This is a genomic window from Pseudomonas sp. GW822-FHT06B12, from assembly GCF_058799675.1.
Window position 1 is genome coordinate 827,395 of sequence record NZ_JBXALR010000001.1, and the last position, 23,164, is coordinate 850,558.

At 61.2% G+C, this 23,164-nt stretch carries 20 protein-coding genes; 12 read left to right on the forward strand and 8 right to left on the reverse strand.

Annotated elements, in window-relative coordinates:
• The first annotated feature begins 27 nt into the window (after positions 1-27).
• Genes sufB through AC1RKH_RS03855 form a run of 8 tightly spaced genes read left to right on the forward strand, consistent with a single transcriptional unit; the run spans position 28 to position 8,554 of the window.
• Complete coding sequence (gene sufB / locus AC1RKH_RS03820; protein ID WP_493061174.1) at positions 28-1,476, forward strand: Fe-S cluster assembly protein SufB; 1,449 nt, start codon at positions 28-30, stop codon at positions 1,474-1,476.
• A gap of 16 nt (positions 1,477-1,492) precedes the next feature.
• On the forward strand, positions 1,493-2,254 hold the full coding sequence (gene sufC, locus AC1RKH_RS03825) for a Fe-S cluster assembly ATPase SufC (RefSeq protein WP_493061175.1): 762 nt from the start codon (positions 1,493-1,495) through the stop codon (positions 2,252-2,254).
• Positions 2,251-3,561 carry a Fe-S cluster assembly protein SufD gene (gene sufD / locus AC1RKH_RS03830; protein WP_493061176.1) on the forward strand — a complete coding sequence of 437 codons (1,311 nt, stop codon included), beginning with the start codon at positions 2,251-2,253 and terminating at the stop codon, positions 3,559-3,561. The genes sufC and sufD overlap by 4 nt, the downstream gene beginning before the upstream one ends.
• A complete protein-coding gene (locus AC1RKH_RS03835; RefSeq protein WP_493061177.1) occupies positions 3,558-4,832 on the forward strand; it encodes a SufS family cysteine desulfurase in 1,275 nt (424 codons plus the stop codon). The genes sufD and AC1RKH_RS03835 overlap by 4 nt, the downstream gene beginning before the upstream one ends.
• Positions 4,829-5,287 carry a Fe-S cluster assembly sulfur transfer protein SufU gene (gene sufU, locus AC1RKH_RS03840; RefSeq protein WP_493061178.1) on the forward strand — a complete coding sequence of 153 codons (459 nt, stop codon included), beginning with the start codon at positions 4,829-4,831 and terminating at the stop codon, positions 5,285-5,287. Before AC1RKH_RS03835 ends, sufU begins: the two co-directional genes overlap by 4 nt.
• 6 nt (positions 5,288-5,293) lie before the next feature.
• Positions 5,294-6,142: a putative Fe-S cluster assembly protein SufT gene (gene sufT / locus AC1RKH_RS03845; RefSeq protein ID WP_493061179.1), complete on the forward strand. Its 849-nt coding sequence runs from the start codon at positions 5,294-5,296 to the stop codon at positions 6,140-6,142.
• Between the two features lie 24 nt (positions 6,143-6,166).
• Positions 6,167-8,155, forward strand: coding sequence for a thioredoxin domain-containing protein (locus tag AC1RKH_RS03850; RefSeq protein WP_493061180.1), 1,989 nt, complete (start codon positions 6,167-6,169; stop codon positions 8,153-8,155).
• A 42-nt stretch (positions 8,156-8,197) separates the two neighbouring features.
• Complete coding sequence (locus AC1RKH_RS03855) at positions 8,198-8,554, forward strand: carboxymuconolactone decarboxylase family protein (RefSeq protein WP_123424621.1); 357 nt, start codon at positions 8,198-8,200, stop codon at positions 8,552-8,554.
• A 33-nt stretch (positions 8,555-8,587) separates the two neighbouring features.
• On the opposite strand, the gene hutC is transcribed toward AC1RKH_RS03855, so the two are convergent.
• From hutC to hutH, 8 genes are all read right to left on the reverse strand, one after another.
• Positions 8,588-9,325 carry a histidine utilization transcriptional repressor HutC gene (hutC, locus tag AC1RKH_RS03860; protein ID WP_123424622.1) on the reverse strand — a complete coding sequence of 246 codons (738 nt, stop codon included), beginning with the start codon at positions 9,323-9,325 and terminating at the stop codon, positions 8,588-8,590.
• The gene (gene hisC / locus AC1RKH_RS03865) at positions 9,325-10,461 is read right to left on the reverse strand and encodes a histidinol-phosphate transaminase (protein WP_493061181.1); all 1,137 of its coding nucleotides are present in this window, start codon (positions 10,459-10,461) and stop codon (positions 9,325-9,327) included. Before hisC ends, hutC begins: the two co-directional genes overlap by 1 nt.
• The gene (locus tag AC1RKH_RS03870) at positions 10,458-11,297 is read right to left on the reverse strand and encodes an amino acid ABC transporter ATP-binding protein (RefSeq protein WP_493061182.1); all 840 of its coding nucleotides are present in this window, start codon (positions 11,295-11,297) and stop codon (positions 10,458-10,460) included. The genes hisC and AC1RKH_RS03870 overlap by 4 nt, the downstream gene beginning before the upstream one ends.
• Positions 11,298-11,398: 101 nt before the next feature.
• Positions 11,399-12,070 (reverse strand): amino acid ABC transporter permease, encoded by a 672-nt coding sequence (locus tag AC1RKH_RS03875; protein WP_493061183.1) that lies wholly within the window; start codon positions 12,068-12,070, stop codon positions 11,399-11,401.
• Positions 12,067-12,726, reverse strand: a complete 660-nt coding sequence (locus tag AC1RKH_RS03880) for an amino acid ABC transporter permease (protein ID WP_123424626.1) — start codon at positions 12,724-12,726, stop codon at positions 12,067-12,069. Before AC1RKH_RS03880 ends, AC1RKH_RS03875 begins: the two co-directional genes overlap by 4 nt.
• Before the next feature lie 75 nt (positions 12,727-12,801).
• A complete protein-coding gene (locus AC1RKH_RS03885; protein WP_493061184.1) occupies positions 12,802-13,638 on the reverse strand; it encodes a transporter substrate-binding domain-containing protein in 837 nt (278 codons plus the stop codon).
• 128 nt (positions 13,639-13,766) lie between these two features.
• Positions 13,767-15,143, reverse strand: a complete 1,377-nt coding sequence (locus AC1RKH_RS03890) for an FAD-binding oxidoreductase (RefSeq protein WP_493061185.1) — start codon at positions 15,141-15,143, stop codon at positions 13,767-13,769.
• A gap of 237 nt (positions 15,144-15,380) precedes the next feature.
• On the reverse strand, positions 15,381-16,910 hold the full coding sequence (gene hutH, locus AC1RKH_RS03895; protein ID WP_493061186.1) for a histidine ammonia-lyase: 1,530 nt from the start codon (positions 16,908-16,910) through the stop codon (positions 15,381-15,383).
• 419 nt (positions 16,911-17,329) lie between these two features.
• Between hutH and AC1RKH_RS03900 the strand changes: the two genes are divergently transcribed.
• From AC1RKH_RS03900 to AC1RKH_RS03915, 4 genes are all read left to right on the forward strand, one after another.
• Positions 17,330-18,295 (forward strand): isopenicillin N synthase family dioxygenase, encoded by a 966-nt coding sequence (locus tag AC1RKH_RS03900; protein ID WP_493061187.1) that lies wholly within the window; start codon positions 17,330-17,332, stop codon positions 18,293-18,295.
• Between the two features lie 203 nt (positions 18,296-18,498).
• A complete protein-coding gene (fdnG, locus tag AC1RKH_RS03905) occupies positions 18,499-21,564 on the forward strand; it encodes a formate dehydrogenase-N subunit alpha (RefSeq protein WP_493061188.1) in 3,066 nt (1,021 codons plus the stop codon).
• Positions 21,564-22,514 (forward strand): formate dehydrogenase subunit beta, encoded by a 951-nt coding sequence (gene fdxH / locus AC1RKH_RS03910; RefSeq protein WP_493061189.1) that lies wholly within the window; start codon positions 21,564-21,566, stop codon positions 22,512-22,514. The genes fdnG and fdxH overlap by 1 nt, the downstream gene beginning before the upstream one ends.
• A complete protein-coding gene (locus AC1RKH_RS03915) occupies positions 22,511-23,164 on the forward strand; it encodes a formate dehydrogenase subunit gamma (protein WP_123424635.1) in 654 nt (217 codons plus the stop codon). Before fdxH ends, AC1RKH_RS03915 begins: the two co-directional genes overlap by 4 nt.

Consider the following 23,164-nt stretch of genomic DNA (forward strand, 5'->3'; position numbering starts at 1 on the left):
TCCTGCCAAAAGCGGGAGGCATCAGCGATGAGCACTGACAATGCCAGGATCCGCGAACTCAGTAACCGGGCCTACAAGTACGGCTTTGTCTCTGATCTTGAGAGCGATGCGGCCCCGCGCGGGCTCAACGAAGACCTCATTCGCCTGATTTCGGCGAAGAAGAACGAGCCGCAGTGGCTGCTCGACTGGCGCCTGAAGGCGTATCGCCACTGGCTATTGATGCGCGAACCCACCTGGCAGAACGTCCATTACGCGCCCATCGACTACCAGGACATCATCTATTACTCGGCGCCCAAGCCGAAAACGCCGGGCCCCAATAGTCTTGACGAAGTCGATCCCGAGCTGCGCGAGATGCTTGGCAAACTCGGCATCTCGCTCGCCGAGCAGGAGCGCCTGACCGGCGTCGCGGTGGATGCCGTGGTCGATTCGGTCTCGGTGGCGACCACCTTCAAGCACAAACTCGCCGAGGTCGGCGTGATCTTCTGCTCCTTCTCCGAAGCCGTGCAGGATCATCCGGAGCTGGTGCGCAAGTACCTCGGTTCGGTCGTGCCCTACAGCGATAACTTCTTCGCCACATTGAACTCGGCGGTGTTTTCCGATGGCTCTTTCTGCTACGTGCCCAAGGGCGTGCGCTGCCCAATGGAACTGTCGACCTACTTCCGCATCAACGCCGCGGACACCGGTCAGTTCGAGCGCACGCTGATCGTTGCAGAGGAGGGCGCCTACGTAAGCTACCTCGAGGGCTGCACCGCACCGATGCGCGACAATAACCAGCTGCACGCGGCGGTGGTCGAACTGGTCGCGCTGGATAACGCCCAGATCAAGTACGCCACGGTGCAGAACTGGTACCCGGGCGATGCCCAAGGACGCGGCGGCATCTTCAACTTCGTGACCAAACGCGGCAAGTGCGCAGGCGTGCATTCGAAGATTTCCTGGACTCAGGTCGAAACCGGCTCCGCGATCACCTGGAAGTATCCAGGGGTGATTCTCCAGGGCGACTATTCGGTCGGCGAGTTCTATTCAGTCGCCCTGACAGCCAATCACCAACAGGCGGACACCGGCACCAAGATGATCCACATCGGCCGGCACACACGCAGCACCATTCTTTCCAAGGGGATTTCCGCCGGCCATGGACAGAACACCTACCGCGGTCTGGTGAAGATCCAGAAAGCCGCGACCGGCGCACGCAACCATACGCAGTGTGACTCTCTGCTGCTGGGCAGCGAGTGTGGCGCGCACACGTTCCCCTATATCGACGTGAAGAACCCCAGCGCCCAGGTCGAGCATGAGGCCTCGACCTCGAAGATCAGCGATGAGCAACTCTTCTACTGCCGGCAGCGCGGCATCAGCGCGGAGGACGCGGTGCCGATGATCGTCAACGGCTTCTGCCGCGAGGTGCTCAAGGAACTGCCGATGGAGTTCGCGGTGGAAGCCCAGAAATTGCTGGGCGTGAGCCTGGAGGGCTGCGTGGGCTGAGGCCCGGGGTGGGAGCATGCTCGACATCAATGATCTGCACGCCAGTGTTGAAGGCCGTGAAATCCTGCGGGGCATCACACTGCGGGTTGAAGCGGGCGAGGTGCACGCGATCATGGGGCCGAACGGCTCTGGCAAAAGCACGCTGGCCCAGGTGCTCGCGGGCCTTGAGACCTACGAGGTCAGCGGCGAGGTGCTCTATGACGGCCAGGACTTACTGGCCATGCCGCCGGAAGCACGCGCAGTCGCCGGTATCTTTCTCGCGTTCCAGTACCCGGTCGAGATTCCCGGCGTCGGCAACCTGTATTTCCTGCGCACGGCACTCAACGCTGTGCGCAAGCAGCGCGGGCTCGAAGAGCTCGATGCGCTGGATTTCCTCGAGCTCGCCAAGGAGCGCATGGCGCTGGTCGAGATGGACCAGAGCTTCATGAACCGCTCGGTCAACGTCGACTTCTCGGGTGGCGAGAAGAAGCGCAACGAGATTTTCCAGATGGCGATTCTCGAACCCCGGCTGGCGATCCTCGACGAGACCGACTCGGGCCTCGACATCGACGCGCTGCGGATCGTCGCGGCGGGCGTCAACGCGCTGCGGAGCAAGGACCGTGCACTGCTGGTGATCACCCACTATCAACGACTGCTCGACTACATCGTCCCGGATCGCGTGCATGTCATGGCCAACGGCCGGATCGTCCAGTCTGGCGGCAAGGAGCTGGCCATCGAGCTGGAAAAGCACGGCTATGCGAGCTATGAGCAGGATCCGGCGCCGGGAGTCAGGCCATGAACACCACGGCGTTCCTTGCGCCGCTTACGCCCAGGACCGATGCCCGGCATCCTGCGTGGCTGCAAGCGTTGCGCCGCGCAGCGTTCCAGTGGGTGACCGAACAAGGCTTTCCCACGGCCAAGGACGAGGCCTGGAAGCACACACGAGTCGCGCCGATCCTGGAGATCCCGTTCCAGCCGGCCGAACCGGGCGCGAGTCAGGACCTGTCCGCAGTCAACGTCGAACCACTCGCCGGCGACTATGGCGGCGTGCGGCTGGTCTTCGTCAATGGCCATTACGCCGCTGAGCTCTCGGTACTTGAAGGGCTACCCCCAGGCACTCAGGTAAGCCCTTTTGCGACCTTGTTGAACGCCGAAAACGGGGCGCTCGAAAGCCTGTTCGCACATGAGTTTCGCTCGCAGCCGCAGGCCTTTACGGCGCTGAATGCGGCACTCGCCGAGGACGGGGCGTTGGTGCAGATACCCGCTCACACGACGGTCGAAGCACCGATCCACCTGGTTTTTTTCTCGGCTCCAGGCGCCACGCCACGGGTGACACAGCCACGCGTCCTGGTGCGGGCGGGGGCAGGGAGCCGGGCGATTCTGGTGGAAAGCCATGTCGGCAGCGCAGGTGAGGTCTACCTGAGCAATGCCGTCAGCGAGGTGGTACTCGACGCGGAGGCTGTACTCGAACACTACACGCTGCAGAACGAGAGCACGGCGGCGTTCCATGTCGCGCTGCTTAGCGTGCGTCAGGCTCAGGGCAGTCACTTTGCTTCGCATTCCTTTGCGCTGGGCGCGGCACTGGCACGGCAGGAAGTGCGGATCGTGCTCGAGGGCCCCGGCGCGCAGGTTGCCCTGAACGGTCTGTACCTGCCGCGAGGCCAGCAGCACCTGGACAACCAGACGACCATCGAGCACCTGGCACCGCGTTGCACCAGCCGCGAACTCTATAAGGGTGTGATCGATGATCATGGGCATGGGATCTTTGACGGGCGGATCATCGTGCGCCCACATGCAATGAAGACCGATGCCAGTCAGACCAACAAGAATCTGTTGTTGTCGACGTCGGCCCAGGTCAACACCCAGCCACGGCTGGAGATCTTCGCCGATGACGTCAAATGCGCTCACGGTGCCGCCGTCGGCCAACTGGATGAGCAAGCTGTTTTCTACCTGCGCTCACGAGGCGTTCCCTTGGCGGCGGCGCGGTCTTTACTGACCTTTGCGTTCGTCAGCGAGATGCTCGAACTGATTCAGCTGGAACCGTTGCGCGAGCATGTGGAACGACGGGTCGCCGCGCAGTTGCGTAGCCTGGAGGTGTCGGCATGAGTGACCTCGAAAACAGCCTTCAAGGACTATCGAAACCGCTCGATCTTGCGTCAGGCTACGACGTCGAGCGCGTGCGCCAGGCGTTCCCGATCCTCGCGGAGACGATCTACGGCAAGCCGCTGATTTACCTCGACAGCGCCGCCACCAGCCAGAAGCCGCAGGCGGTCATCGATGCCATGTCGCATTTCTTCCTGAAGGAGAACGCCAACGTACACCGTGGCGTGCACTACCTCTCGGTGCGCGCCACCGAGGAGTACGAGAAGGCTCGGGCCAAGGTCCAGGGCTTCCTCAATGCCGAGCATGTCGAGGAGATCGTCTTTGTTCGCGGCACGACTGAAGCGATCAATCTGGTGGCGCAAACCTATGGCAAGACTCAGCTCCGTGCAGGCGACGAGGTGCTGATTACTGCCATGGAGCACCACTCCAATATCGTGCCTTGGCAGATGCTCTGCGAACAGACCGGCGCTCGGCTACGGGTGGCGCCTATCAACGACGCTGGCGAACTGCTGCTCGACGAACTGGAACGGCTGATCGGACCCAGGACCCGGCTGGTGGCCGTCACTCATGTCTCAAATGTGCTCGGCACCATCAATCCGATCCGGCGCATTGTCGAACTCGCCCACGCCCAAGGCGTACGCGTGCTGGTCGACGGTGCTCAGGCGGCTCCCCACCTCAAGGTCGACGTGCGGGCACTAGGCTGCGATTTCTACGCCTTGTCAGGCCACAAGATGTACGGCCCCACCGGCATCGGCGTGCTCTACGGCCGCCACGAACTGCTCGAAAGCATGCCGCCTTATCAGGGCGGCGGCGACATGATCCTCTCGGTCAGTTTCGAGAAGACCGTCTACAACAAACCCCCGTACAAGTTTGAAGCGGGAACACCGAACATGGCCGGCGCTATCGGCCTCGGCGCAGCGATCGATTTTCTCGGTGAACTGGGGCCTGAGGCCGTTGCTGCCCATGAGCAGGCCGTGCAGGCCTATGCCCTCAAGGCGCTGGCAGCGGTGCCCGGCCTCAGGCTGATCGGTACGGCAGCGGAGAAGGTGGGTGTTCTCTCGTTTGTCCTCGACGGGATCCATCCGCACGATATCGGCACCATCCTTGACCGCGAGGGGATCGCGATTCGCACCGGGCACCACTGCGCGCAGCCCTTGATGAACCGCTTTGGTGTAGCCGCCACGGCTCGCGCCTCGCTCGGCTGCTACAGCACCGAGCGCGATATCGATGCGCTGGTGGCGGGGCTGGCCAAGGTTCAGGAGGTGTTCCGATGAGCCACGACGAACTGCGCGACCTCTACCAGGACGTGATCATCGACCACGGCAAGCGGCCGCGTAACTTTCACCCGCTAGAGGACGCAACCTGTATGGCGGAGGGTTTCAATCCGCTGTGCGGCGATCAGTTGAAGATTTATATCAAGCTTGCGAACGGGGTGATCGAGGACATCAGTTTTCAGGGGGTTGGCTGCGCCATCTCCCAGGCCTCGGCATCTCTGATGACGCTGGCGGTGAAGGGCAAAAAACCGGAGGAGGCGCAGGCACTTTTTGCCCGGGTGCATACGCTGCTCACCGAAGGGCCAAACGCCAGGGTGACGCCCGCGGAACTCGGCAAACTCGCGGTGCTTTCAGGCGTTTGGGAGTTTCCGGTGCGGGTCAAGTGCGCCACTCTGGCCTGGCACACGCTGCGTAGCGCCCTCGAAGGCGGCGCCTCGCAGGTCACGACGGAGTAATCAGCCATGGCAGCCACATTACCAATCCCCGGCATTCACCTCCGCGAACCAGCGCGCAGGGTCTTGCTCGATGCCCTGGCAGACGGGCACGTGCGCGGGGTGCGGCTGAAAATCGACGAGCACTTCGCGCATCAGTTTTTCTTCGAGCGCGCTGCCGAAGGAGATATCGCGGTCGAGGCAGACGGCATCACGCTGTTGCTCGATCCCGCGAGCGCGGAACGTGCCGATGGCTTGTCCATCGATTTCGAGTATGACCTGCATGGCGCCGGCTTCCACTTCGATAACCCGAATAAGCCGGGCTATCTGCAACCGGTCGAGCTCACACGGGACTGCGTGGTGACCCTGATTCCCGGAGGGGAGCGACTGCAACTGGGGCGCGGCGAGCGCGTGGTGGTGACCCAGGCGCTCGGTGGCAGCTTCACGGTGCAAATCTCCAGGGGGCGGCTGGCGCGAATCGCCTCCGCTGACGCCGATGCGCTGGGCCAGGACGCTCACCCGCAAGGGCAACCTCAGGCAAGCGTGCAACCGGCGGTCAGCGGCGCCTTCGACATCCAGCAGGTGCTCGACATGTTGCGCACCGTCTACGACCCGGAGATTCCGGTAAATGTGGTCGATCTCGGGTTGATCTACCAATGTGAAGCCCGCTTGCTCGCCGACGGCGGCCAGCGAGTCGAGATCAAGATGTCGATGACCGCGCCCGGTTGCGGAATGGGCGACGTGCTGAAGGAAGAGGCGCGCAGCAAAGTCCAGACTATCCCTGGGGTCAGCGAGGTCGAGGTCGAGATCGTTTGGGACCCGCCTTGGGATCAAAGCCGGATGTCCGAGGCGGCGCGCTTGCAGTTGGGGCTGTTCTGAGGAACCCGGTGTGAGGAGCCAATCGTGAGCAATCGACTCGCCAAAGAAACTTCGCCCTATCTGCGGCAGCACGCAGAGAACCCCGTGGATTGGTATCCCTGGGGCGAAGAGGCGTTCCGCCGCGCACGCGACGAGGACAAACCCATCCACCTGTCGCTGGGTTATGCCGCCTGCCACTGGTGTCACGTGATGGCGCATGAGTCGTTCGAGAACCCCGAGACCGCGCGCCTGATGAACGAGCGTTTCATCAACATCAAAGTCGACCGCCAGGAACGGCCTGACCTCGACGACATCTATCAAACCGTCGTACAAATGATGGGGCAGGGGGGTGGCTGGCCGCTAACAGTGTTCTTGACTGCGCAGCGCGAGCCGTTCTTCGGCGGCACTTACTTCCCGCCAGACGACGGTTATGGCAGGCCAGGCTTCACTCAGCTCCTGCTCGGTTTGAGCGACGCCTGGCAAAACAACCGCGCGGCGCTGCAACAGAACGTCGAGCAGTTCCTTCAGGGGTATCGCAAGCTGGAGGCGTCAATGCTGGAAGGCGATACTCCGCTGGAGCTAGACCAGCCGGCGGCCGCAGCCCGATTATTTGCCAGAAACACCGACCCCGTGCATGGCGGTCTGGGCAATACACCGAAGTTTCCCAACCCGGCCTGCCATGATCTCGTCCTGCGTCTCTATCAGCGTCTACACGAGCCGGATCTGCTGCGTTCTGTGGAGCTGACCCTTGATCGCATGGCCGCCGGCGGGCTCTACGATCACCTGGGCGGCGGCTTTGCTCGTTACTGCGTGGATGAACGCTGGGCCGTGCCCCACTTCGAAAAAATGCTCTATGACAACGGCCAGCTCGTGAAGCTCTATGCCGACTGCTATCGCGAGACCGGCAATCCTGCCTGGCGGCGCGTGTTCGAGGAGACGATCGACTACATCTTGCGTGACATGACCCACCCTGAAGGCGGTTTCTACGCCAGTGAGGACGCTGACAGCGAGGGTGAAGAAGGTAAATTCTATGTGTGGACACCCGCTCAGGTGCAAGCCGCACTCGGCGACCCGGATGCCGCGCTGGCCTGTCGGGCCTACGGCATCACCGCTGTTGGCAACTTCGAGCATGCCAGCACCGTGCTGCACCGCGCAGTCGATCTGGACGCGGCGCAGGAAGTACAACTGGCGGGTCTGCGCGACAGGTTATTGCTGGCACGTGCTCAACGTATTCGTCCGGGTCGCGACGAGAACATCCTCACCAGCTGGAACGCGCTAATGATCCAGGGCCTCTGCGCCGCCTACCAGGCGACCGGAACCACAACCCACCTGAATGCCGCGAGGCGCGCTGCCGATTTCATACTGGACCGACTCTTGACCCCCGAGGGTCGCCTGTACCGGGCCTGGCGGGAGGGCACGGCCAAGGTTCCAGGTTTCCTCGAAGACTACGCCTTCTTCGCCAACGCCTTGATCGATCTCTACGAGTGCGACTTCGAGAAACGCTATTTCGAACGCGCTACGCAACTGGTCGAAGTGATCCTCGATAAGTTCTGGGAAGACGGGCTCTACTTCACGCCCAGCGATGGCGAGCCGCTGGTGCACAGGCCTCGGGCGCCACACGACAGTGCCTGGCCTTCGGGAACCTCGGCTTGCGTGTTCGCTTTCTTGCGACTCTTTGAACTGACCGGCCGCGAGCTTTACCGCGAACGTGCGGAGCAGGTGTTGACGATGTACCGCGCCGCAGCCGCGCAGAATCCCTTCGGTTTCGCCCATCTACTGGCGGCGCAGGACTGGGTACAGCGTGGCCCGATCAGCATCGTCGTTGCCGGCGACCGCTCCGCCGCCAGCATCTTGGTCACTAGCCTGCAGCGCCGCTACTTGCCGGCACGCGTCCTGGCTTTTGCCGAGGATGTGCCCATCGGCGCGGGCCGGTATGCGCTCGCGGGACAAACCAGCGCCTATGTGTGCCGAAACCACACGTGCGAACCCCCGGTCACCAGCGCCAAGGAACTTGTAGAGCGCTGTCTGAAGTGAAGGGCCAGAACTGAATCGAACCGTCAACGCGAGGAGGTAAAGATGGACAGCAAGAGCGATCACAACCCGTACACGTACCAACGCCTCAAACATCTATACCCTGATTACTTCAGTGCCATGGAGGCCTTGGGTACAGCGGCGCATCATGCCGGGCCGCTGGACGAGAAAACCGTCCAGCTGATTCAGCTCGGTGCCGCGGCGGCCATCCGCTCAGAGGGCGCAGTGCACAGTCATACCCGACGAGCGCTGGCAGCCGGTGCGACGACTGAGGAGATCCATCACACACTGATCGCACTGACCAGCACCATCGGTTTCCCGACCGTCATTGCGGCCATGAGCTGGGTGGACGATGTGACCGGGAAAGGCGGCAATGGCATGCCTGAGTCAACGGTCCTGTAGCGGCTGCCCCAGTGACACTAGAGCGATCAGGGCTCAACTGTCTCTGTGGGCTCCGTTTACTGGCAGGCGACTGCCCAGGCGATAGCGTGAGGAGGGATGAACCAGGCGCACGTAAGTGACGATCTTGCCCTGACTCCAGGTCCGACGCATAAGAACCAGGCAGGGTTCGTTGGCATCGATTTGCATGTGCTTGCTTTCATCGCTGCTGGGGTGGCTGGCTTCGACGATGTGTTCCATTTCATCGGGCCTGATGACCTGCAACAGGTATCTGGCCGGTTGCAGGTGTTCGCCAAAGTCTTGCTGCAGAAATTCCGGTACCAACTCGGGATTGACGTAGCGATCCTCGAGTTGCACCGGTACACCTTCTTCGCAATGCACACAGATCAGATGAAAAACCGAGGAACCGGTGGCCAGCGCCAGGGCGGCAGCCACCGGCATCGAGGCGGCCTCGCGTCCCAGATGCAGGACACGACAGGTGTAGCTATGACCCCGGGCGACGATCTCGTCGGCGATGTTGGTGATGCGCAGCAGGTTCGATTGCGGCTTGCTTTCCGCCACGAAGGTCCCGACGCCCGAGATCCGCACCAGATGACCTTCTTCGGTCAGTTCGCGCAATGCCCGATTGACGGTCATGCGCGACATGCCCAGCTCCTGCACCAAACGGTTCTCTGACGGGATCAGGTCGCCGGGCTTCCAGACGCCCGCGCGAAGCTGGCTCTGCACAAAGTCCTTCGCGCGCCGATAGAGGGCTTGCGGTGCATTTTTGATCATCAGTCGGTCCGCGTCTCTTGTACGGCAAGTACTCTTGCCAGGGCTTTGAGGAAAAGGTCGTTATCCTCACAGCTTCCGATGGATACCCGCAAGTACTGAGTGTGACCGGCTTCGCGCCAGGGCTTGATGATCACCCCCTCGCGTAGCAGCGCCTGATTGATGATTTCGGCAGGCCAGGGGGTGCTGAAGTACAGGAAGTTGGCCATCGACGGCGCGGTCGCCAGGCCTTGTTCCTGCAGGGCGGCCACCAGACGCCGGCGTTCGCTGGCAACATGGGAAAGACAGGCCTGTAGATGTTCGTCGTCGGCCAGCGCCGCAACCGCCGCGGCCTGGGCCATGCGGTTGACGTTGAAGGGTGTCCGCAGACGGTTGATCAAATCAGCCAGTAGCGGATCGCTGACAATGCCGTAGCCGACTCGCAACCCCGCCAGGGAAAAGGCCTTGGAGAAGGTCCGCAGCAAGATGAATGGCTTGTCGCTGGCCTGAATCAAGCCAAGGCAATCCGGATAATCGGCCTCGAATCGGGCGTATTCGAAATAGGCTTCGTCGAACACCAGCAAACAGTGCGCGGGCAATGCGTCGAGCAACTGCTGCAACTCATCGGCGCTGAGGGTGCAGCCGACCGGATTGGATGGGCAGGAGAACATCAGCAGACGAGTGCGCGGGGTGAGCGCAGCGATCATCGCCGGCACGTCGAAGGTCCCGTCGGCCGTCATCGGCACGCCCACCACTCGGGCACCGGCGGCCATTGGATAAATGAAGTGCAAGCCAAAGGACGGTACCACTGTGACGACTTCATCGTCGTGGTCCAAAAACACTCGACTGATGATGCTCAGCAGATCTTCCGAGCCATTGCCGAAGACCAATTGATCACCTGGTACGCCGAGCTTTTTCGCAAGGGCGGCGCGTAATGCCTGGCAACTGGCATCCGGGTACAGCGCAATTTCATCACAGGCCCGGGCCGTGGCGGCCGTCACGGCGGGGGCGGGGCCCATCGGGTTTTCATTGCTGCCCAGTTTTGCGACGCGGGTCAGGCCGAAGCGCTGGCGCACCGCATCCGAGCCGAGGCCGGCGTTATAGCTGGCAAGGTCGCGCACTTCGGCGCGGGCTAACAGATTCAGGTCGTTGGCATTCATACTGGGCTGATCTCTTGGGTGTCTTGCCAGAAGGCGTTGCGGTCCAGGTAGTTCTGCAGGAACTGCTGCAGACGCGGCTGTTCGGCGTTGTGAAAAATTTCGCGGGGTGTGCCATGGGCAACCACCTGGCCCTGATCGAGAAACACCACCGAGTCGGCAACCTGGGCGGCGAAGCCCATCTCGTGGGTGACCACCACCATGGTCATGCCTTCCCTGGCCAGGGTCTTCATGACCTGCAGCACTTCGCCGACCAGTTCCGGGTCGAGGGCAGACGTGGGTTCATCGAACAGCATGATGTGCGGCTCCATCGCCAATGCCCGGGCAATCGCCACGCGCTGTTGCTGACCACCGGACAGCTGCGCCGGATAGGCCGCGGCCTTGTGGGCCAAGCCGACTTTATCGAGCATCGCCATGGCCCGTTGCCGAGCGTCATCGGCAGACAGCTTGCGCACGCGCAACAAGGCTTCACTGACATTGCCGAGGGCGGTCATGTGCGGCCACAGGTTGAACTGCTGGAAGACCATGCCGACATTGCGCCGCACCCGATTGATTTGCGACTGCGCCGCACGCTTGCGGCCTTTGCCGTTTTCCGGCACCCAGCCAAGCAATTGACCTTCGATGTAAATTTCGCCCTCGTCGTATTCTTCGAGGAACGCCATGCTGCGCAGCAGGGTGCTTTTGCCCGAGCCGGAGGGGCCGATCAGGCACACCACTTCAGAATGCCGGACCTGCAAGTCGATACCCTTGAGTACGCGCAGAGTGCCGAAGCTCTTGCCGACGTTGTGCAGCGTGAGCATCGGCTCGCGGTTGTCGGAGAGTGCCTTGGGAGTCTTCATCGCTTCACCTGATTCTTTCAATACGGATGAGTGTGGCGGGACTGCTGGCGTCGAAGTGACGGGGTTCGCGCGCAGGTCCGTAGCGGTAGAGAGGAGGCTGTTCATCGCGGTTGCTTCTGCATGAAACGCCCAACGCGTAGTTCCAGCAGCATGCCCAGCCGGGAACAGGCTTCCACCAGCAGCAGGTAGCCAATGCACAGCACCAGCAGGGTTTCGACAAAGGCGAAGGTTTCCGAGCCTATGCCGGTCAGGACCATGGTCAGCTCGGGGATGGTGATGATCGATAGCACGGCGGTTTCCTTGCACAGAATAGTCACCAGGTTGACCAACGCTGGCAGGATGATCACCAGCATTTGCGGGATCTGGATGCGGGTGATGCATTGCAGGCGGCTGATGCCCAGGCAGTCGGCGGCTTCCAGTTGCCCGCGGGCTACCGATTCAAAACCGGTGCGGAAAATTTCGGCGAAGTACACGCTGCCATAAATGCCCAAACCGAGAATACCGGCCGGTATCGGGTCCAGGCTCAGACCGAAAGACGGGCCGCCGTAGTACACCAGGAACAACTGGACCAGAAATGGCGTACTTCGAATCATCTCGATGAACACCCGTAACGGCGCGCGAACCAGGCTGTTGCCGAACAGTTGGGCGATGGCAATCAACAGGCCCAACAACAGACCCAGCGCCACACCCGAAGACCAGGTGCCGAGGGTGACCATGAAGCCTTCACCGATGTCGCCGAGGTGGTCGGTGATGATGGTGGGGTCAAAGATCATGCGGTGCGCTCCTTCAGATGGCGTTCCAGCAGGCCGCCAAAAAACGCCAGCGGAATGTTGATCAGGCAATAGAAGCCGGCCAGCATCAGGTAGTCCTGAACGAACAGGTAGTCACTGGCCGCAATGTTCTGCGCCGTGCGGGTCAGGTCGGCCAGGCCCACCACCGACACCAGCGAGGAGGCCTTGATCAGCAGGATCATTTCATTGACCAGTGCCGGTAGGGTCAGGCGCACGGCTTGAGGGACACGAATGCGCACCAGCATTTGCCCTGAGCTCAGACCCAGCAGACCGGCGGCTTCCAGCTGACCGCCGGGGATGGCAAGAAAGCCACCGCGCATGATTTCAGCGATGTACGCTCCCGCCGCCAGGGACAGGCCGATCACCGCCGCCACCATGGGCGAAACGTTGGGCAGGCCGATACGCGGCAGGAAGTAATAGATGAACAGCAATTGCACCAGCAGCGGAATGCCGCGGAACACGAAGATATAAGCGCCACCCAAGCGCCTCAACAACGGCAAGGGCGAAAGACGTAAGCTGCCGACGATAACGCCGATGACAAAGCCGATGGCCAACGCCGAGACGGAAATCTCGAGGGTCACCAGCAGGCTGCCCAACAGCAGTGGCAGGTTTTGCAGCAGTAAAGGCCAATCGAACATCGTCGTGCCTCCAGCATGGATAAATCACCGGCTCGGCTGAGCCGGCGATCCGTTCATCGAACCCGCGAACCCGGTTTACCAGGTCGGGTCGAAGTCAGCTTTTGGCACGTCCATTTCGGTCCCCAGCCATTTCTTCTGCAGGGCGGCGAGACGACCGTCATCGTGCATTTTCAACATGGCGGTATCGAGGGCGGCAATCAGGCTATTGGCGTCGTCATCCTTGCGTCCCAGGTAGGCGAAGTAGGACTTTTTGCCGAACGGAGGCATGACCACTTTGTACTTGTCCGGATGCTGGGCGGCGACATAGGAAATGTTCGGCAGCGAGTTGGCGACGGCAACGATGCGTTTGGTCCCAAGCTCTGCGTAGGCCTGGTTGTTGTCGATGTATTCACGGACATCGACTTTCTTCGGCAGGGTGGAGGAGAAGGTTTTCAGTTCTTCGAGCTGCGCCGAACCCTTGCCGGCGCCCACGGCTTTGCCGGCGATGTCTTCGGGTTTATTGATGGGACTGTCCTTGGCGCTGACCAGCAAGGCCACTGTTGCCTCGGCGATCGGCATCACGAAGTGATAACGCTCCTTACGCGCCTTGGTGACGATAATGGGGCCTGCGACCATGTCGAATTTCTTCGCTTCAAGCCCCGGCAACACACTTGGCCATGGCAAGTCCATGAACCTGACCTTGACCCCCAGTTCTTTGCCCAGTTGCTCGAACAGCTCGGCGTTCAAGCCTTTCTGTTTACCGCTCTCGGTAAAGTCGAAAGGTGCAAATTGCAGCTCGGTGCCGACCACCAGTTCACCGGCCTTTTTCACATCCGCAAGTTGATCGGCCTGGGCCGCCATACAGGCGCCAGCCAGGGTCAGGGCGATGCACAGGCCGTTGAATCTTTTACTGAACAGAGAATCGAGTTGCATGGTGTAACTCCTTCATCAGGTGCAGCGAGGCTTATGGTGTGTGTTGGATCTAGTTATGTGTTGCGGGTGATTCATTACCGCTACAGCAGTTAACGTGCCATTGCGGTATATACAGCTTGAACTCGAATTCAACCGAGGATTTTCCCCGGGTTGAGAATGCCTTTGGGATCGAAGCAATCCTTGAGTTGCTGCATCGCCTGGCGAGCTTCGCTGCTGACCGAGTGATGGAGAAATTCGCGTTTGAGCAGGCCGATGCCATGTTCGGCCGAGACAGAGCCGCCCAGTTCGCCGACAGCGCTATAGACCAGCTCCTCGACTTCAAGGATGGGCGCGGGCTGGGGCAAGGAGGCGCAGTCGACGGTCAGGTGCAGGTTGCTATCACCGATGTGGCCGAAGTACACGCTGTGGTTGCCCGGCCAGCGTTGCTCAAGGCGCTGGCGACAGCGTTCGGCAAAGTCGCCGATCAGGCCGATCGGCAGGCTGACGTCGAAGTTCAACGGGGTCATGCGCAGGGGGAATTCGCCGGTCGCTTCACGGATCTTCCAGAGCGCGCGGGCCTGGGTCTGGGAGCTGGCGAGGACTGCATCAACCACTTCACCGGCGCCAAAAGCCTCTTCCAGCGTCTGCTCAAGAGACTCCCGAGAGCTGGCGGACTCGAGCAATACATACAACGGATAATCCAGCGAGATCGGCGCGGCGGTGTTTTCCAGCCAACTGACTCCCAGGCGGAAGAAGTCCTGCCACATCAGCTCATACGCCTGCGGCGTACCAACACTGCGCTGCACCCGCCGCAGCAGGCTGACCGCGCTGGCGTAATCGGGCAGGGCGCAGAGCAGGGTGGTGGTTTCGCCGGGTGTCGGCGCCAGTTTCAATACCGCACGGGTGATCACCCCAAGGGTGCCTTCGCTGCCGATGAAGCACTGTTTCAGGTCATAACCGCAGTTGTTCTTGATCATCTTGTTGAGCAGATTGAGGACCCGGCCATCGGCCAGGACCACCTCCAGCCCGAGTACCAGATCACGGGTCATGCCGTAGCGGATCACCGCGTTGCCGCCGGCATTGGTGGCGATGTTGCCGCCAATCTGGCACGAGCCACGGGCGCCGAGGTCCAGCGGGAATACAAAGCCCGCATCGACAACCGCATGCTGGATTTCCTCAAGAGTAGTGCCGGCCCAGACGCTGATGGTCGCCGCCGCCGGGTCGATTTCTTCGATGCCGCGCAGGCGCTCAAGGGACAGGGCAATGTCCGTTTCACGAGGCACTGCGCCACCGGCCAGCCCGGTCATCCCGCCTTGGGGAACCACCGATTGCTGCGCGTCGTTGCAGATGCGCAAGGCGCTCGCTACCTGCTCCGTGGTACGCGGCAGCAACAACGCGGCAGGGCAGGCCGGCGCATGGCCCGTCCAGTCGCTGTAGTGCCGTTGACTGATATCGGCGCCCGTTAGTACCGCGGCATCGCCCAGTGCCTGGCGCAACTGTTCGAGGGTCTGTTGCAGATCGTTCATCGGTTCAACTCACGGTGAAGGTAGTGGTAGGCGTCGCGCTCAACGGGTGACGGTCGACACTCCATACAAAGTAGCGCGCCCAAGCAAAACCGCATCGGTAGCGAGCTCTGCGCTCGACGATAATCGGGGTCTGAAAAAAAAAGCGGCGCATGGCATTTCCCCTCGGCTACGGAAGAATCAGTGTTCGCCGCAGCAGCGCCGCGGCGAACGGGTTCGGCTCAGATGTACAGATCAGGATCAGGCGTACAGGCGCTCGGCAGGCAACCAGCGGGTGAACGCTGCGTTTTCGACCCAGGCCCGTGCAGCAGCGATGTCGGGTGCGAAATAGCGGTCTTCATCGTAATGCGCGACTTCGCGGCGAATCATCGTCAGCACTTCGCCGAGCTTTTCCGAGGTCTGCAAAGGCGCATGCAAGTCCACGCCTTGAGCGGCACCCAGCAGTTCGATGGCGACGACTGCGCTGCTGTTACCGGCCATATCCAGCAAACGACGTGCCGCAAAGGTCGCCATCGAGACGTGGTCTTCCTGATTGGCCGAAGTCGGCAGGCTATCCACCGACGCTGGATGCGCGAGGGTCTTGTTCTCTGATGCGAGAGCGGCAGCGGTGACCTGAGCGATCATGAAACCGGAGTTCAGGCCGCCTTCGCGCACCAGAAAGGCCGGAAGGCCCGACAGTGCCGGATCAACCAGTTGGGCGATCCTGCGCTCTGACAGCGCACCGATTTCTGAAATGGCCAGGGCCAATACATCGGCCGCCATGGCGACCGGTTCGGCGTGGAAGTTACCGCCGGAGAGCACGTCGCCGTCGGCACAGAACACCAGCGGGTTATCCGAGACGGCGTTGGCTTCACGCAGAAACACCCCGGCAGCGAATCGCATGTGGTCAAGGCAGGCGCCCATGACCTGAGGCTGGCAGCGCAGCGAGTAAGGGTCCTGCACCCGGTCGCAGTCACGATGGGATTCGCGAATCTCGCTGGTGGCCAACAGTTCACGGTAGAACGATGCCACGTCGATTTGCCCCGGTTGTCCGCGAACTGCCTGGATCCGTGGGTCAAACGGCACGTCCGAGCCTTTCAACGCTTCAACGCTCAGGCTGCCGGCGACTACCGCAGCGCTGAACAGCTTTTCGCAGGCGAACAGACCACGCAAGGCCAGCGCCGTCGAAACCTGGGTGCCGTTGATCAGCGCCAGACCTTCCTTCGGGCCCAGTACCAGCGGTTCCAGGCCGGCAATCGCCAGTCCTTCGACGGCATCCATTTCACGCCCTTCATGACGCACCCGGCCGACACCGATCAGCACCGCGGACATATGCGCCAACGGCGCCAGATCGCCCGAAGCGCCGACCGACCCTTGCGACGGTATGCAGGGATAAACCCTGGCGGCATAGAGCTTGCTCAGGGCCTGAATGACTTCCCAGCGAATCCCGGAAAAACCACGGGCAAGGGAGCCGACCTTGAGCGCCATGATCAAGCCGACACTGGCATCATCCAGTAACGGGCCGGTGCCGGTGCAGTGCGACAACAGCAGGTTACGTTGCAGTCTGGCCAATGACTCGGTGGGAATGGAGGTCCGTGCCAGCAGGCCGAACCCGGTGTTGATGCCGTACACCGTGCGCTGGTTGGCGATAATTTCGTCTACCGTACGAGTACTGGCATTGACCACGTCGCGAGCGGCCGGGTCCAGTTCGAAAGGGCTTTGCAACTGGTAAATGGCGCGCAATTGATCGAGGGAGAGCTGGCCGGGTTTGAGCTGCAGCGGTGCGTACATAGAGAGTGTCCTGAGGTCAGGGTGGCGGGGAATAGGGTAGCTATATGCTCCTGTATATACAGGTAGAGCAATATGCAGGCCATAATTGCGAATTCGCTCGCCAACCAGCATTCCAGACGCTGTTTACCCAAGACGAAGAGGCAATCGCGGGCGCCTGTTTTTTTTCAGGCCTGTCACCAAAGGTTGCACCAGGTGGGGGCTCTCTGCACCCGGCTGGGGCGAATGGAAACCTGTAGGTAACAGGTCGCTGGCGGTTTTGTACGGTTATCAAAAAGGGATGTTCGCTTTGGTCTGAGGCTTGCCAGTGATTGCCTGGCGGAGCGGCACAGTAAGTGCTTTATCCTGTATATACCGGTTAACGGTTTGCTGACGAAACCCTTCATCCCACCCTTGCATGCACGATGCACCCAGGAGTGAACATGACCTCTAGCGCCAATCTGCCCTTGATCGATATGTCCGGTGTCCGCGAAGGTGATCAGGCGAGTATTCGTCGCGCCGGTGACGCCATTCGAAAAGCCTGTAGCGAAACCGGCTTCTTCTACATCATTAACCACGGCGTGCCGCAAACGGTGATCGACAGAGCCATGTCGGCTGCCGGGCAGTTCTTTGCCTATCCGGTCGAGGTCAAACGGCAGGTGGCGGTAAACAAGCGCCATCGAGGCTGGCATGCGCTGGGTGGGGCGACCATGTATGAAGCGACCAAGCCCGATCACAAGGAGTTCTTCAGTATGGGGCTGGAGCTGGCGGAGGATGATCCTTGCGTCCTCGCCGGCGAGGCTCTGCGTGGACCGAACCAGTGGCCGGCATTCATGCCGCAACTGCGTGACGCATTGACTGAGTACTATGCGCAAATCGGCAAGGCTGGGGCGGACCTGCTGAGGGTGGTGGCGGTGGGGTTGGGTATCGAAGAAAATTTCTTCGCGGATAAATACACCAAACCCCTGCAGCGCACGCAGATGGTCTATTACCCGCCACAACCGCCGCAGGCTGAGGCTGACCAGTTCGGTGTGGCCCCTCACACCGATTACGGCTGCATCACCTTGCTCTATCAGGACAACAGCGGTGGCTTGCAGGTGCGCGAACTGGGTTCCAATCGCTGGATCGAGGCCACGCCGATTCCGGGCAGTCTTGTAGTGAACGTCGGAGACCTGTTGGCGCATTGGTCCAACGATCGTTTTCGTTCGACCCTGCACCGGGTGATCAACTCTTCAGGCCATGAGCGCTACTCCATCGCGACATTCTACGACCCGACCTATAGCGCCAGAGTCGATCCCTGTGATTTGGGTATCGACCCGGCACTCAGCCTGTACCCGCCGGTGGCTGCGGGCGACTACATTCTTAAACGTATCGACGATTCGATGGCCTATCGCAAAAAAAACCAGTGACCGGGCCATTGGGCATCTGAATTGACCGGCCACCCAAGGAAGTAAGCGGAGCAGGGCGCATGCCCCGCCGACGATCGGGTTTCGTTACATCCCTTGAAATCTTGACTAAAGTTTCAACTATGTGTGGCCGTATCGCAGCCACCGTGATCGTCCAGGATTTTCCGGCCAAACTCCGGGTAACTTAACCTGATCAGGAGTGCACGATGGACCTCAACCGTCGTCAGTTCTTCAAGGTCGCCGCTATCGGCCTTGGAGGCTCCAGTCTGGCTGCGCTGGGCATGGCCCCGGCGCCTGCCTTCGCCGAACAAGTACGCCACTTCAAGCTGGCCCATACCCGTGAAACCCGCAATACCTGCCCCTACTGTTCGGTGGGTTGCGGCTTGATCATGTATAGCCAGGGCGATGCGGCCAAGAACGTCACCCAAAGCATCATTCACATCGAAGGGGACGCCGACCACCCGGTCAATCGCGGCACGCTGTGCCCCAAAGGCGCAGGCCTGCTGGACTTCGTCCATAGCCCCAGCCGGCTGCACTATCCGCAGGTGCGCAAGCCGGGCAGCAAAGAATGGACGCGGGTGTCCTGGGATGAAGCGCTGGATCGCATCGCTGACCTGATGAAGGCCGATCGCGACGCCAATTTCATCGAGAAGAACGCCCAGGGCCAGACGGTCAACCGTTGGCTTTCGGTGGGTTTTCTCGCCGCCTCGGCGTCCTCCAACGAAGCCGGTTACATGACTCACAAGGTCGTTCGCAGTCTGGGCATGCTGGGGTTCGATAACCAGGCACGTGTCTGACATGGCCCGACGGTGGCAAGTCTTGCCCCAACGTATGGCCGAGGTGCGATGACCAACCACTGGACCGATATCGCCAACGCGAATCTGGTCCTGGTCATGGGCGGTAATGCCGCCGAAGCCCACCCCTGTGGCTTTAAATGGGTGACCGAAGCCAAAGCGCACAACCAGGCGCGGCTGATCGTGATCGACCCGCGCTTCACCCGTACCGCCTCGGTGGCCGACTATTACGCACCGATCCGCACCGGCACCGACATCGCCTTCATGGGCGGTCTGATCAACTATCTGCTCACTGAAAACAAAATCCAGCACGAGTACGTGCATGCCTATACGGACGTGTCGTTCATCGTCAAGGAAGGCTTTGGCTTCGAGGACGGGCTGTTTACCGGCTACGATGCGACCAAGCGCACCTACAGCGACAAATCCAGTTGGGGCTATGAAATCGGCGAGGACGGTTTCGCCAAAGTCGATCCGTCCTTGTTACACCCGCGTTGCGTCTACCAACTGATGAAGCAGCACTACAGCCGCTACACCCTGGAGCTGACCAGCCAGATCTGCGGCATGCCGCAAGACGCCATGCAGAAGATCTGGGAAGAGATCGCCACCTGCTCGCAACCGGGCAAGACCATGACGATCCTCTATGCATTGGGCTGGACCCAGCATTCGACTGGCTCGCAGATGATTCGCAGCGCGGCCATGGTGCAGCTGCTGCTAGGCAACGTCGGTATGCCGGGCGGGGGCGTCAATGCGCTGCGCGGGCACTCCAACATCCAGGGCCTGACCGACCTTGGGTTGCTGTCGAACCTGCTGCCCGGCTACCTGACCCTGCCGGGCGACGCCGAACAGGACTACGACACCTACATCGCCAAGCGTGCGCTCAAACCACTTCGGCCCGGACAGCTGTCCTACTGGCAGAACTACGGCAAGTTCCACGTCAGCCTGATGAAGGCCTGGTACGGCGCCAACGCCACCGCCGACAACCACTGGGGCTACGACTGGCTGCCCAAGCTCGACATCCCCGGCTACGACATATTGAAAGTGTTCGACATGATGTCCAGCGGGAAGATCAACGGTTACGTCTGCCAGGGCTTCAATCCCATCGCTGCCTTGCCCGACAAGAACCGTGTGATGGCCGCGCTGGCCAAACTCAAATGGCTGGTGGTGATGGACCCGCTAGCCACCGAGACCTCGGAGTTCTGGCGCAATGTCGGGCCTTACAACGATGTCGAAACGGCCAGCATCCAGACCGAAGTCATCCGCCTGCCCACCACTTGCTTCGCCGAAGAGGACGGCTCACTGGTCAATAGCGGCCGCTGGCTGCAATGGCACTGGAAGGGCGCCGACGGCCCGGGGCAAGCACGCACCGACATCAAGATCATGAGCGAACTGTTCATCCGTTTGCGTCAGCGCTACCAGGCCAACGGCGGTGCCTTCGCCGAGCCTATTCTCAAGCTCAGTTGGCCCTACAAGGTGCCCGATGATCCGACGCCGGAAGAGATCGCCAAAGAGTTCAACGGCTACGCGATTGCCGATGTCACCGACGCCTCGGGAACGACGCTCAAGGCCGGGCAGCAATTGTCCGGTTTCGCCCAGCTCAAGGACGACGGCAGCACGGCGTCGGGCTGCTGGATTTTCTGCGGCAGCTGGACCGAGCAGGGCAATCAGATGGCCCGCCGCGACAACAGCGACCCCTTCGGGATGAAGCAGAACCTCGGATGGGCCTGGGCCTGGCCGATGAACCGACGGATTCTCTACAACCGCGCCTCGGCCGACCCGAAGGGCCAGCCCTGGGACCCGAAAAAGCGCCTGGTGTGGTGGAATGGCAAGACCTGGGGCGGCACCGACGTGCCCGACTACAAGGCCGACGTGCCGCCGGAAGCGGGCATGAACCCGTTCATCATGAACCCCGAAGGGGTGGCGCGTTTCTTCGCCCTCGACAAGATGAACGAAGGGCCATTCCCGGAGCATTACGAACCGTTCGAAACGCCCATCGGCATCAACCCGCTGCACCCCGGCAACAAGAAGGCGACCAGCAACCCGGCCGGACGCATCTTCGATTCGGTCTGGGATTCGCTGGGGACGGCGAAGGACTTCCCCTATGCCGCCACCAGCTACCGACTGACCGAGCACTTCCACTTCTGGACCAAGCATTGCCCGATCAATGCCGTGACCCAGCCCGAGCAGTTCGTCGAAATTGGTGAAGCGCTGGCCAAGGAGAAGGGCATTGCCGCGGGCGACCGGGTGCGAGTCAGCTCCAAACGCGGGCATATCGAGGCGGTGGCGGTGGTGACCAAGCGGATCCGTCCGCTGCAGGTCAACAACCAGACCGTGCACCAGATTGGCATCCCGCTGCACTGGGGCTTCACCGGGGCAACCCGGCATGGCTACCTGACAAACACCCTGGTGCCGTTTCTCGGTGACGGCAATACACAGACTCCGGAATCCAAGTCATTCCTGGTCAATGTGGAGAAAATCTGATGGCCAACCAAGACATCATTGCCCGTTCGGCCACCACCACCTTGCCGCCCTCGGTACGTCAACAGGAGGAAGTCGCCAAGCTGATCGACACCACCAAATGCATCGGTTGCAAGGCCTGCCAGGTGGCCTGTTCGGAATGGAATGAATTGCGTGACGAGGTCGGTCACAACCACGGCACCTACGACAACCCACAGGACCTCAGCGCCCAGACCTGGACGCTGATGCGTTTCACCGAGCACGAAACCGACGCCGGCAATCTTGAATGGCTGATCCGCAAGGATGGCTGCATGCATTGCGCCGAACCTGGCTGCCTCGCGGCGTGCCCAAGTCCGGGGGCAATCATCAAGCACGCCAATGGCATCGTCGACTTCGATCAGGACCATTGCATCGGCTGCGGTTATTGCATCACCGGCTGCCCCTTCAACATTCCACGTATTTCGCAGAAAGACCACAAGGCCTACAAGTGCACGCTGTGCTCGGACCGGGTGGCGGTCGGGCTGGAACCAGCCTGCGTCAAGACTTGCCCGACCGGAGCCATCGTGTTCGGCAGCAAGGAAGACATGAAAGAGCATGCCGCCGAACGTATCGTTGACCTCAAGTCACGGGGCTTCGACAACGCCGGTCTCTACGACCCCGCCGGAGTCGGCGGCACCCACGTGATGTACGTGCTGCACCACGCCGACCAGCCATCGTTGTACGCCGGTTTGCCGAATCAGCCGGTCATCAGCCCATTGGTAGGGCTGTGGAAAGGCGTGAGCAAACCCCTGGCGTTGTTGGCCATGGGAGCCGCGGTGCTGGCGGGCTTCTTCCATTACGTGCGCATCGGTCCGCAGCGCGTCGAGGAAGACGAACACCCGCCCGGCAAGGACCTCAGCGTGCATGAGGTCGACCCGGCCGTGCATGTCTATGACCCGAACACGCCTGGATCGCAGGAGGGGAAACGACCATGAACGACAAAACGATCCAGCGCTATAGCGCCAACGAACGCACCAACCACTGGCTGGTGGCGATTCTGTTCTTGATGGCGGCCCTGTCGGGTCTGGCACTGTTCCACCCGTCGCTGTTCTGGCTCAGCCAGCTATTCGGCGGCGGGCCCTGGACGCGCATCCTGCATCCTTTTATGGGCGTGCTGATGTTCGTGTTTTTCCTCGGGCTGGTGATCCGCTTCTGGCGGGCCAATTTTTTCATTGCCAACGACCGCCTGTGGCTCAAACGGATCGACCGGGTGATACGCAACGAAGAGGAGGGCGTGCCGCCGATCGGCAAATACAACCCCGGGCAGAAGCTGCTGTTCTGGACCCTGCTGGCCTGCATGCTGGTGCTGCTGTTTAGCGGAGTGGTGATCTGGCGGGTCTATTTCAGCCAATACTTCGGTATCACCTCGATTCGCCTGGCGATGCTGCTGCATGCCCTGGCGGCTTTCGTGCTGGTGTTGAGCATCATCGTGCACATCTACGCCGGCATCTGGATCAAGGGCTCGGTCAGCGCGATGCTGCATGGCTGGGTCAGCCGCGCCTGGGCGAAAAAACACCATGCGCTCTGGTACCGCGAGGTGACGCGCGACGAGCCACCCGACCGCCCGATCAGCAAAAAAGGATGA